At 62.7% G+C, this 12,093-nt stretch carries 9 protein-coding genes; 1 reads left to right on the top strand and 8 read right to left on the bottom strand.

The window, feature by feature from the left end; translation table 11 throughout:
- Window positions 1-207: 207 nt before the first annotated feature.
- The 4 genes from HUK65_RS16965 to HUK65_RS16950 form a co-directional block, all read right to left on the bottom strand.
- Entirely contained in the window at window positions 208-1,536 is a 1,329-nt protein-coding gene (locus HUK65_RS16965; protein WP_179907464.1) for an aspartate aminotransferase family protein, read from the bottom strand.
- 3 nt (window positions 1,537-1,539) lie between these two features.
- On the bottom strand, window positions 1,540-1,965 hold the full coding sequence (locus HUK65_RS16960; RefSeq protein ID WP_179907463.1) for a universal stress protein: 426 nt from the start codon (window positions 1,963-1,965) through the stop codon (window positions 1,540-1,542).
- A 12-nt stretch (window positions 1,966-1,977) separates the two neighbouring features.
- Entirely contained in the window at window positions 1,978-4,623 is a 2,646-nt protein-coding gene (locus HUK65_RS16955; RefSeq protein WP_179907462.1) for a TRAP transporter permease, read from the bottom strand.
- 132 nt (window positions 4,624-4,755) lie between these two features.
- On the bottom strand, window positions 4,756-5,724 hold the full coding sequence (locus tag HUK65_RS16950) for a TAXI family TRAP transporter solute-binding subunit (protein ID WP_179907461.1): 969 nt from the start codon (window positions 5,722-5,724) through the stop codon (window positions 4,756-4,758).
- 192 nt (window positions 5,725-5,916) lie between these two features.
- Between HUK65_RS16950 and HUK65_RS16945 the strand changes: the two genes are divergently transcribed.
- A complete protein-coding gene (locus tag HUK65_RS16945; protein ID WP_179907460.1) occupies window positions 5,917-6,816 on the top strand; it encodes a MurR/RpiR family transcriptional regulator in 900 nt (299 codons plus the stop codon).
- On the opposite strand, the gene repC is transcribed toward HUK65_RS16945, so the two are convergent.
- The 4 genes from repC to HUK65_RS16925 form a co-directional block, all read right to left on the bottom strand.
- A complete protein-coding gene (gene repC, locus HUK65_RS16940) occupies window positions 6,774-7,910 on the bottom strand; it encodes a plasmid replication protein RepC (RefSeq protein WP_268839457.1) in 1,137 nt (378 codons plus the stop codon). The genes HUK65_RS16945 and repC overlap by 43 nt on opposite strands.
- Before the next feature lie 189 nt (window positions 7,911-8,099).
- Window positions 8,100-9,026 carry a plasmid partitioning protein RepB gene (gene repB / locus HUK65_RS16935; RefSeq protein ID WP_179907458.1) on the bottom strand — a complete coding sequence of 309 codons (927 nt, stop codon included), beginning with the start codon at window positions 9,024-9,026 and terminating at the stop codon, window positions 8,100-8,102.
- Complete coding sequence (gene repA / locus HUK65_RS16930) at window positions 9,016-10,161, bottom strand: plasmid partitioning protein RepA (protein ID WP_179907457.1); 1,146 nt, start codon at window positions 10,159-10,161, stop codon at window positions 9,016-9,018. The genes repB and repA overlap by 11 nt, the downstream gene beginning before the upstream one ends.
- Before the next feature lie 294 nt (window positions 10,162-10,455).
- Complete coding sequence (locus HUK65_RS16925) at window positions 10,456-11,340, bottom strand: recombinase family protein (RefSeq protein WP_179907456.1); 885 nt, start codon at window positions 11,338-11,340, stop codon at window positions 10,456-10,458.
- Window positions 11,341-12,093: the final 753 nt, after the last annotated feature.

Genomic DNA, 12,093 nt, shown 5'->3' with positions numbered 1-12,093 from the left:
AGACCGCAGAGGCCGCCTAACCATGATCCCGGCAGCGCTGCCCCGACCCGATTTCAACATTCATCGGGACATCCCCGGTGTGCCGCCCCCCTGCCCCGGCCATGTGACATGCTGTCGCCGTTACAGCCACCTGCGTATTGGTCACAGGCAGCGCGGGATGGTCCGCACGGGGGCGGGCATCAGCGGCGGCAGCGGCAAAATGCCCGCTCAGGCCGCCAAGGCGTCACTCACCGCCCGGGCCAGCTTGTCGGTCAGTTCCTGCACCTGATCATCGCTGATGATGAAGGGCGGGGCCAACAGGATGTGATCCCCGCGCTGCCCGTCGATGGTTCCGCCCATCGGATAGCAGATCAGCCCCGCCTGCATGGCTGCGGCCTTGATCCTTGCGTGGATCTTGCGGGCAGGATCGAACGGGGCCTTGGACTCGCGGTCGGCCACCAGTTCCAGGCCGCGGAAAAGCCCCCTGCCCCGGATATCGCCCACATGCGGATGCTGGCCGAAGCGGTCATGCAAGGCCGCATCCAACGTCTGCCCCATCACCTGCACGCGCTCCAGCAAGCCACGGTCATGGATGGCGCGAAGCACCGCCCCGGCGCCGGCCGCAGCCATGGCGTGGCCCATATAGGTGTGGCCATGCTGGAAGAACCCGCTGCCCGCGTCGATGGCATCATAGATCTCCGCGCTGGTCAGCAAGGCGCCGATCGGCTGATAGCCCGCGCCCAGCCCCTTGGCGATGGTGATCATGTCCGGGGCGACACCATCTTCGGCACAGGCGAACAGATGCCCGGTGCGGCCCATGCCGCACATGACCTCATCCAGGATCAGCAGGATACCATGACGGTCACAGATCTGGCGGATACGCCGCAGATAGCCCGGAACCGCCGGAACCGCGCCCATGGTGGCACCGACCACCGGCTCGGCCACAAAGGCCATGACCGTTTCCGGGCCAAGGCGCTGCAATTCCGCCTCCAGCTCATCGGCGACACGCTGGCCATAGGCTTCGCCGGATTCGCCCGGCGCACGATCACGGTATTCGTAACAGGGCGAAATATGGCTGGTCTCAACCAGCAGCGGCGCGAATTGCGCGCGCCGCCAGGCATTGCCACCCGCCGCCAGCGCGCCAAGCGTGTTGCCGTGATAGCTTTGCCGCCGGGCGATGACCCTGTGGCGCGAGGGCTGGCCGATCTCCATAAAATATTGCCGCGCAAGCTTCAGCGCGGCCTCCACGGCCTCGGACCCGCCGGAGACCAGATAGACCCGGTCAATCCCTTCGGGGGCAGCCGCGATCAGGGTATCGGCCAGATCCTCGGCCGCGTCCGAGGTAAAAAAACCCGTATGCGCAAAGGCCAGCCGGTCCAGCTGATCATGCAGCGCCGCGCGGATGTCCGGGTCCGAATGGCCCAGACAGGACACCGCCGCCCCGCCCGATCCATCCAGATAACGCTTGCCGTCGGCATCGATGATATAACAGCCCTCTCCCGCCACGGCCTTTGGCAGCTTGCCCCGGGTTGAGCGTCCGAAAACGTGTCCCGCCATGGTTCACCCCCTCACCACATAGACCGAGCAGCGCGCATGACGCACCACCCGCGCCGCGTTCGGCCCCAGCAGATAATCCTGCAGCGCCGGACGGTGCGAGCCCATGACGATCACATCCACGCCCAGCTTTTCGGCGGCGCGCAGGATCTCGTCATAGATGGTGCCGTGCAGCACATGGGGGTGCGCCTCGATCCCATCGGGGATGTTGGTGGACACCCATTCGCCCAGCCGTTCGCCGAACTCATGCAGGGCCTTCTTTTCGAAATCCCGGCCAAAGAATGTGCCGACCTGCGCCAGCCCGAAATCCGGCAGGACGCTGACCACATGCAGCACCCCGTCCGGCCCCAGCAGCGTCAGGGCTTCGGGCAGGGATTTGTCCCAGCTGTGCGGGTCAGACAAGTCGATGGGCAAGAGGATGGTGCGGGCCATCGGTGCGGCTCCTCAGAAGGCGGGTTGGGTCTGACGGCGGCGCTGCAGCAGGATCACCAGCCCCAGCAGCAGCAGCGCGGGGATGAAGAATATCTGCTCGGGCATCCGGTCGGCGGGACGCTGGACATTGACCATGACCACCGGTTCGGCGCCGTAGAAGTCAAAATCCGAAAGCGCATTCTGATAGGGTGTCCCGAACATCGGCTCATCCATGGCTACCTGATCGCCATCGGGCATCAGCCACAGGCCGGTTGCGTCCACACGCCCCTCGGGCGCGGTGTCGGGGATGTCGATCCGCAGGGTCAGGCTGCGTGTCTCTCCGGTGACGAAATCCGGGCCTTCCACTTCGATCCGAAGCCGGTCGCCGGGCTCGGCGCTTTGCAGCACCTCTTCGAATTGTGCGGCCGGCAGGCGGTTGAATTCCGGCTGCACACGGTTGAGCCAGAAATTCGGCACGAACAGAGTGAAGGCCACCAGCAGCAGCACCGCACTTTCCCACCAGCGCGAGCGAGCCAGGAAGTAGCCCTGCGTGGCGGCGGCGAACAGCAGCATGGCGAATGTCGCAATGACGAAGATCATCACCGCCTGCAAAATGCCCTCGGTGGTGCCCAGATCGACGCCATACAGGATCAGCGTGGGGTTGTAGATGAACAGGAACGGCAGCGCCACGGTCCGCAGGCTGTAGAAAAACGCCTGAAACCCGGTTCGGATGGGATCGCCCCCGGACACGGCAGCGGCGGCGAAACTGGCCAGCCCCACCGGGGGTGTCACATCCGCCATGATCCCGAAATAGAACACGAACAGATGCGCCGCAATCAGCGGCACCAGCAGTCCTTCTTGCGCGCCAAGGCTGACCACCACCGTCGCCATCAGCGAGGACACCACGATGTAATTCGCCGTGGTCGGCAGCCCCAGACCAAGGATGAGCGAGAACAGCCCCACCAGCAGCAGCATGAAGAAGAGATTGCCGCCCGAGAGCAACTCCACCAGCCCGGCCAGTTCGGTGCCGATGGGCGTGCGGGTGACAGTGGCCACGATGATCCCGGCGGCGCCGGTGGCAACGGCAATGCCGATCATGTTGCGCGCACCGGCGATCAGCCCGTCCAGCAGATCCTGGAACCCGGCGCGAAGCTCGGTCATGAATTCCGTCGCCTGACCGCGCAGCAGCGCCTTGAGCGGGCGCTGGGTGGTGATGATGAACAGCATGGTCATCACCGCGAAATAGGCGGATTTTGCGGGCGACTGCCGCTCGATCATCAGGAACCAGACCAGCACGACGATGGGCAGCAGGAAATGGATGCCGGTGGGAAACACCTCTTTCATCACCGGCAGGCGGATTTCCTTGTCGTTGGGATTGTCCAGTTCCAGATCAGGGCGCCTTGAGGCCAGTTGCAGACAGGCAAGATAAATCGACAGCAGCACCACGACGATCACGGCCCCAGAAACCGCAGGCGCAACGGCGCGCAGCGTGTTCACCCCGGCCACCGCGGCATAGAACAAGGTTCCCGCCACCACGAAACCCATCGCCACCTTGAGGAACATCGCAGGCAGGCTCTTGGGTTCGCCCAGGGCCTTCATGTTGTTCTTCAGCGCTTCCAGATGAACGATGTAGATCAGTGCAATGTAGCTGATCACCGCCGGGATGAAGGCGTGCTTGATCACGTCCAGATAGGAAATACCGACGAATTCCACCATCAGGAAGGCCGCGGCCCCCATCACCGGCGGCATGATCTGCCCGTTGACCGAGGAGGACACCTCGACCGCGCCGGCCTTTTCGCTGGAAAAGCCCACGCGCTTCATCAGCGGAATCGTAAAGGTCCCGGTGGTGACCACATTGGCGATGGACGAGCCCGAGATCAGCCCCGTGGCGCCGGAGCCCACGACAGCGGCCTTCGCCGGGCCGCCGCGCAGGTGCCCCAGACCTGCAAAGGCAAGTTTTATGAAGTAGTTACCGGCGCCTGCCTTGTCCAGCAGCGCCCCGAACAGCACGAACAGGAACACAAAGGCCGTGGAGACCCCCAGCGGAATGCCGAAGACGCCTTCGGTGGACAGCCACTGCGTGTTGACGATCCCGTTGAAGGACCGGCCCGAATGCTCGATCAGTTCCGGGATCAGCCAGCCCTGCCCGTAATAGCTGTAGGCCAGAAAGACGCCGCCAACGATGGTCAGCGCCGGTCCCAGCGCGCGGCGCGAGGCTTCCAGCAGCAGCACGATGCCGACGATGCCCACATAGATCTGTTCCTGCGTGGGCCGCCCGGCCCGGGCCGTGCTGGCCAGTTCGCGGGCATTCCAGAAAATGTAGAAAGCGACGCCAAAAGCGGCGATGGCCAGGACCCAGTCATAGATGGGAATGTATTTTCGCGGGCTTCCCTTGAAGGCCGGAAACACCAGAAAGGCCAGGAAAAGGGCCAGTGCCAGATGCATGGGCCGGGTCTGGTCCGGGCCGATGATGCGGACGCCGGGGATATACTGGGCCAGCGCGAATTGTGGATCGGCGATCCAGATCTGGAAGATCGACCAGAACAGCGCCACCCCGGCGATCAGAAAGGCTACATAGCGATTGGTGGGCGCGCGCCCCCCAGTGTCGGAACTGGCAAGCAGGTCCTGAAGCTCTTCGTCGCTATAGGCTTTGCCCTTGTTCTGCCCCTGCTCGGCCATGTCTGTCCCCTGTCTGATCGGTCCTGTCGATCCTGCCCGATTGTTGGCCCGGGCCATGTTCTGTGGCAACAAGAAAGGCGGTGCGCCCCTGAGGCGCACCGCCGGTCAGTTCATGTCAGGTAACGCTGCGCATCACTCAAGCAGCCCGGCCTCACGATAGTAACGCTCGGCGCCCGGGTGCAGCGGCGCCGAATTGCCGTCGGTCACCATCTGCTCGGCCACCAGAATATCCAGTGCCGGATGCAGGCCCTTGAATGCGTCCAGATCGGACATGATGGCGCGGGTCACGGCATAGGCCACATCATCGGACACATCGGTGCTGCTGACAAAGGTGGCGCCCACACCAAAGGTGGTCACGTCTGCGTCGGTGCCCCGGTACATGCCGCCCGGGATGGTGGCCATGCGGTAGTAGTCACGCTCATCCACCAGTTCGCGGATGGCGTCATTGTCCACATTCACCAGAACGGTGTCACAGGCGGTGGTGGCTTCCTGAATGGCGCCCGAGGGGTGGCCGACGGTGTAGACGATGGCATCGACATTGTTGTCGCAGAGCGCCAGCGCCTGTTCACCCGGCGGCAGTTCGGTGGCCTGGCTGAAGATGTCGGTGCTCCAGCCCATGGCGTCCATCACCACATCCATGGTGGCGCGCTGACCGGAACCGGGATTGCCGATGTTCACGCGCTTGCCTTCAAGATCTTCGAAGGTGGAGATACCGGCATCGGCGCGCGCGACCACGGTGAAGGGTTCCGGGTGCAACGAAAAGATCGCGCGCAACTCCTCATGCGGGCCCTGCTCTTCAAACTGCGAGGTGCCGTTGTAGGAATGATACTGCCAGTCGGACTGCACGATGCCGAATTCCAGCTCACCATCGCGCAGGGCGTTGAGGTTGAAGATGGACCCGCCGGTGCTTTCCACGCCGCAGCGGATGCCGTGTTCGGCCCGGTCGCGGTTGACCAGACGGCAGATGGCGCCGCCTGCGGGGTAATACACGCCGGTCACGCCGCCGGTGCCGATGGAAATGAAGGTTTGCTCTTGCGCATGCGCGGCCGTGCCCGCCATCAGGGCGGTGCTGGCTGCTGCTGCCATCCAGAACTTGTTCATGGCCTTCTCCTGTTGTCATGTTCATGCGCGACGGGTGAAGCCCGCCGCATTATCCGCTGCGGCCGCCACGTGCGGTCACAGGACACTGGAAGCTGAAACAAATGTGTTGATTTTGTCAATCGGTATCTTGATTGTATCAGGTCTTGGATTGCACGGTAGTCAGGCGACAGCAGATTGGACAGGCCACAACCTATGGTTGATTCACCCAGCCCGACAATCAGCGAGTTCCGTGCCGTGATGGACAAAGTTGCGGTGTCTGGCGCGCCGGGGTTGCGCGGGTTCGCCGCCTGGCTTGCGGATCAACCCGAGGAACTGGCGTTTCATTCGGTCCGCGGTCTGGCCGAGTTGGCCGGAACGGATCCCAACACTGTTGTACGCACCATCAAGGCCGCGGGCTTTCCGGGTTTTGCAGCGGCCCGCAGATCGGTTCAGCAGGCCCTGCGACGGGGCGATCAGGATTATGTGGCGCGCGTGGATGCGTTGCAGCAGATCGCACCCGCGTCCCTGCGCCCGGAGCTATCCGAAGCGGCCTTGCGCAATGTGCGCCGTGTGCATTCGGGGCCACTCTGGGACCGGATCGAAGCGATCGCCCCGCAACTGGTGGCCGCGCGCCGGGTGCATTGCATAGGCGTGCGCATGGCCTACGGGCTGGCCCATTACTTTACCTATCGGGGCGGGATCGCGCATGGGAATATCGTGCCCACGCCTTCGCAGCCCGGGTTGATCTTTGATTCCCTGATCGAAACCGATGAGCGTGATATCGTCATCGTCATTTCCTTTGCGCATTACTCGGCCGAGGTGGTGCGTGCTGCCGCAGTCGCACGTGGACAGGGTGCGCGGATTCTGGCGCTGACGGACCGTCATGACTCGCCCCTGGTCGAAGGTGCCTGGCAGGTTTTGCGCGCGCCGATCGAGGGGCCCAACGTGATGTTTTCGATTGTCGGGGCAACCCTGATCATAGAGACCCTGCTGGAATTGATGGCTGGACATGATGAGCAGTCGAAAACGCGAATTGAGCGTTTTGAAACCGGGCTGATGGAATTGGGCACCTACACACGGAGCGATGCCGGCAAGGTTCTGAAGCGGTCTTGACCGCGGTCAAGACCGTCGGTCAGTCCGGTCCCGTTCAGGACTTGCCTGAAATAGGCATCCGGCTTTCGTATGCTAGGGATGCGCGCGATCAGATAATTCAGCACCAGCAAGGTGCGCCCCGGTCCGATACTGCGCAACCCGGCTGCCATGGTGCGCTCGCTTATTCTCAGCATCGCGGCCAAGGCGGTCAGGATCTGGTGCAAGGATCGACCATCCTTGGGCGCGATCGGGTATAGGGTCTTGACCTGATCGAAGTCATCCCAGCTCATTGATGCAGGGTCTGCGGCCATGATTGGCAGGTTCTCAGGTTGTTGGGCTTGCTGATGCGCTGTCACGCGGGATGGTTTTTTGGATTCAATCTTTTCCGACTCTATATGCCGGACAGTTTGTCCGTGCTTGCCGGTCATTTCACCGGGTTGAGACGGCGCCGTTTGGGTTGTGTCGGCGGGTGGTTCGGGGTCATTCAGCAGGTGACGCAGGTCAGCAATGATCGCGCTGATCTGGTCCGTGGACAATGTTTGCCGCCGCAACAGGGTGCGAATGGCGGTCAGGCGCAGTGCTGTATCCTCATCAAGGTCGGTGCGCTGCAGGAGCGTTGCGCGCAACGCCAGCGCTTCGGTTCTAAGCGCGCGCAACTGTTCACGCGCATCGTCCTCGGCCTGGGCGGCTGCCTGCAAATCTGCCTGACGATGGATCAACGGGCGAAGATCGAGGCCAAAAGCGTTGCGAATGGCCCCTTTGATGCGCAGCGGGAACCGCTTGCCATTGGCGGAGTCCCTGCGCGCGATCAGCCCGGCGTCGATCAATCGCACCAGACTGCGCCGGATCGTGCGTTCGTCCAGCCCGTTGGCGCGGTCAGACAGGGCCGTGTTCGACGGAAAAACCACCGTCAGGGCCTCTTGCCCGCGGGCAAGCCTGTCCCATGTCGCGCGGGGCATGAAGCTGACGAGCGCAGTGAGTACCGCCAGATCATTCGGGGCCAGACCAAGCGATCTGCGCAGGGTGCGGACCGGGGCAAGAAGGTCATATCGATTGGTTTCGCGCATGGCAGGACGGTCCGCCAGGGCGGTGATGGGGGTCAAAGCCTGTTTCATGATGTTTCGGAAGAAAAAGCGCCCCTGTTCACCGCAAGCGGTGTTGAAATCGATTCGCTTTGGGGGTATCAATCAGGTGTCGAGACTGATTGAGGCCCTTCGGAAGCACCGCTTTCGGGGGGTCTTTTCTTTTCTCTCCGATCCTCCTTTCTGTTCGCTGCTCTGTGGTTCAATGCCCCCTGACCATGGTCAGGGGGCGCTCTCATCTTGACCGCGGTCAAGAAGTTCGGCGATCAACTCCCTCACGGCGCCTTCGACCTGGGGCAGAAGTGCCGGGTCAACGTCCAGGGTGATCCGGTTTCCCTTTCGGGCGATCGTGACCCGGGCATGTCGCCCGGTTTCCGGCGGGGGCGGTTTCTGCGGGCTTAGCAGGGCAATGGCCATGTCCAGCCGTTCCGGGCCGGGCAGGGCGGCCGGAATCTCGGTGGCAATCGCCTGCGCCCGATCCGGCGCGGTCTCGCACAGTTTGCACAACCGTTCCCAAACGCGCCGACCAACGCCATGCGCGGGGCCTATGGCCCGGATCAGCTCCATGGGGATGCCGGTGGCAATGCGGTTCATCCGCGAGACCAGCGATTCATCGATCTGCAAGGCGCGATACGCCACGGTCTGGGCGTTCTTCCGGGTGGCGTCGGTTCTGCCCAGCTCCCGGATGATCCCGGCCACAAACAAGGCTCGTTCGATGAAGGATGGGTCCTGACGGGCGTTGTTTTCGACACCTTGGGCAACCAGCGCCTCTTCGTCGGTCATCTCCATGACCGTGGCGCGCACCCTCTGGCCCAGTTCCCGGCAGGCCAGCAACCGGCGCCGGCCATAGACGATCTCGAAGCTGCCATCCGCCATGCGGCGCACAAGGATCGGCACTTTCTGCCCGTGATCCCGGATCGAAGCGACAAGGTCTTCCAGACCTTCGGCCGGATCGATCCTGTCCATGACCGCGGACATCCGGACCAGCGCCGGGTCCAGCAACCGGGTGGCGTGCTTGTCCTCTTCCAGAACCGACGCCTGCGCCCGGGCGACCGTAGGGCTGCTGCGCTTTGCTTCGGCATCAGCATCGGGGGCAGGGGGGTGGCCCATTGCGTTGCGCAGCGTATCTCCGAAAACCTTACGTGCCATCGGACCGCCCCCAGGCCTTGAGGATGTCGCCCTCGATCTCATCTGTTACGCGGGACACGGATTCGATCGCCCGCTCATAGGTGCGCCGGTTCACATCGCGCGGCTCCACCTCGAATATGCTTTGCTGGGTGTTCGCGGCATCGCCCACGGCGGTGGATTTCAGAAACTCCGCCGGCAGCACCGCATCGCCCAGAACCGTGCGCAGAAACGACGAGATCTGCACCTGCGGCCCATCGGTGTTTTCGTAGCGCGTAATCAATACGCGAACGAAATTCAGGCCATGTTCCGGCGCATGGGATTCCACCACGCCCATCAGATTGCTGGCCATACCCAGAAAACTGGCCAGCGACATCACATCCAGCATCGAGGCATTGAGCGGGATCACCACCCCGGTCGAGGCAAACAGCGCCGAGATCACCGAGAAATTCAGTTGCGGCGGGGTGTCGAAGATCACCACGTCGTAACGGTCCAGAACCGGCTCCAGCGCATCGCGGATCCGACTGTGGAACGAGGTTGTCCCATGGCGAAAACTCAGCGCGACCTCGAATTCATATTCCATGATATCCATGGAGGCGGGGATCAGATCCACGCTTGGAAAATTCGTTGGCCTGATGACCTCGGAAGCGGGCAGGGGGCCTTCGGACCGGATCAGGTCAAAAGAGGTCGGCATCTCCGGATCAAGCTCGGGCGTTACTCCGAACAGATTTGTCAGGCTGGCCTGGCTGTCGAGATCGATCAGCAGCACGCGATACCCGCGCAGCCCCAGCAACTGTCCGACATGGGCCACGGTCGAGGTCTTGGCCGAGCCGCCCTTCAGGTTGAAGATCGTCAGGATCTGGCAGGGCTCGCCGGGGCGCCGGTGCGGGTGCTCTTCAGGTTTGATCCGGCCGGTATCCAGCAGCACGCGCTGCGCTGCCACCATTTCCTCGGCGGAAAAGGTGCGGCGGTTGCCGCTTTCCAGCCTGCCCTCGGGAAAGCCATCAAGGTTTGACACATGATGCCTGAAGGTGTTCTGGTTGATCCGCAGCAATTCGGCGGCTTCGCGCATGGCAAAGCGGCGCAGGCCCTTCTGTGCATCCGGCGGAAAGGTTGCCTCGGCATGCTCCCGCAACCGGCTTCCAAGCCGCCGGGACATGACATCGAATCTCTGGGATGCCCGTATCCCGCTCATGCGCGTATCCCGTTCATCACTGCCCTCGGGTATATCTTGTTTTTTTGCAGATTAACAGAAAACGGGGATAAATCCAGCCCATACTGTTGAGCTGCCTTCGCGCGTTGAGCAGCCCGCCAAGTGCTGAATCCGTTTGCAGCGAAATCAAACGGTTACTGGCGATAGCTCATCAAGTACATCAACAATTTGGGGGTGCGTCAGGGCGCGCCCGCAACATCTGCCTGACGGACCGGTGCGCGAATCCTGGTCGGCGGCCCCTCATTTGAGCAGGCCGAGTCGCCCGGCGCGTTCCAGCAGCATCCTGACCGAAGATGGCTGCCACCGGGTCCGCCCGCGGGGCGTGCGCTCGCGCATGGCCTCCAGCCTCTCGCAGATGGCGTGCAGGGTGATATCGGGGTCCGCGCCCTTGATGGCGGCGACGATGGCGGGCAGCCGGTCATCGGTATCGCGCCGCCCGGCCCGCCCCAGAACCGTGTCCGGCAGGAAGCCATCGCGCACATAGGCCTTGACCGCGCGCAGCAGGCGGCTCTGGCTCCAGCGGCGGTCCGGGGGCAGGGGGGCGTTGATGATCCGCAGCACATCCTCCCAGGCCATGTCAGGGCGCAAGCGGCGCACATGCGCCACCCAATCCTGCGCGGTTTCGTTCAGGCGCTCCATATAGCTGTCCATCCGCGCCAGTTTCAGCTTGCGCAGGGCCGATGGATCGCGCGCGCGCAGCCCCGGGTTTCCGCCAATCCGCCCCTTGCTGCGCGCAGTGGCCAGCCCTGCCCGGGTGCGTTCGCGGATGAGCGCGCGTTCAAACTCGGCGGCTGCGCCCAGGACCTGCAGGGTGAACTTGCCTTGCGGGCTGGCGGTATCGATCGGATCCTGGATGGAGCGGAAGTAGGCGCCCTTGGCCTCCAGCCGTTCGATCACATCCAGCAGATGCGACAACGACCGCGCCAACCTGTCGATCCGCACAACCACCAGCGTGTCGCCCTTGCCCACCCGTTCAAGCACCCGCGCCAGCACCGGCCGGGCACGATTGCCGCCCGAGGCGTGTTCCTCATGGATTTCGGTGCACCCGGCAGATTTGAGCGCCTGCGTCTGGGGCAGGGGGGTCTGATCCTCTGTGGAAACGCGCGCATAACCGATCAGGGGCATGTTCAACGCCAATATGCAATTTCATCCATCATCATTAAAAGACCAATTGCAAACGGTTGCAAGGGCGTGCTCTGTGGTGCGGTTCATCAGAAAGCCCTTGGTTTCCATGCGCTGAGCGCGATCGGGGAGGTCTCGCAGGTCATGGCGCGCGCATGCCCTGTAAGGTGTACAGGCGCGCTCTGACCAAGGCCTTGGGTGAGATGCAAAATTGACGTATTCTGCACATATGATGCATGAAAGCACTTCTTTGCATGATGAAACTGACACCCTCGCCATCGACGTGGAGGTGGTCGAACAGGCATCCGAGGACGACCTGTAATTCCTGCCCGGTCCGATGGAAGAGGAGCCGGACTGGCATTGCCAAGTTGTTTGCGAGGTATGACTTTCTTACGAGTCGAGGAATGAAGGTTCCGCCGTCCATGCCGCGCCTGAAAGGCTTTCGTTTTCCCGCGAGATCGTCGCTTATGCGGTCTGGGTCTACCATCGCCAAAGTTGCAGGGATCGTGGGGGCTCTTGCTCGCGATGTAGGACTGGCACAAGATCAAGCCGCAGCTGTCCAGAAAACAGGCATTCTACCTTCCGGGATGTGACATCTATCAAGCTGAGAACAGAAGTTCATCCATGAATTCAATGCACTCTGACCATTCCGCGCCGATCTCGACTCTGTGATGGCGTAGCGGGGATGTCCCGATGAATGTTGAAATCGGGTCGGGGCAGCGCTGCCGGGATCATGGTTAGGCGGCCTCTGCGGTC

The organism is Rhabdonatronobacter sediminivivens, assembly GCF_013415485.1.
Lineage (GTDB): Bacteria > Pseudomonadota > Alphaproteobacteria > Rhodobacterales > Rhodobacteraceae > Rhabdonatronobacter > Rhabdonatronobacter sediminivivens.
The sequence above is the reverse complement of the archived record's forward strand: the minus strand, read 5'-3'. Positions and strand labels throughout refer to the sequence as shown.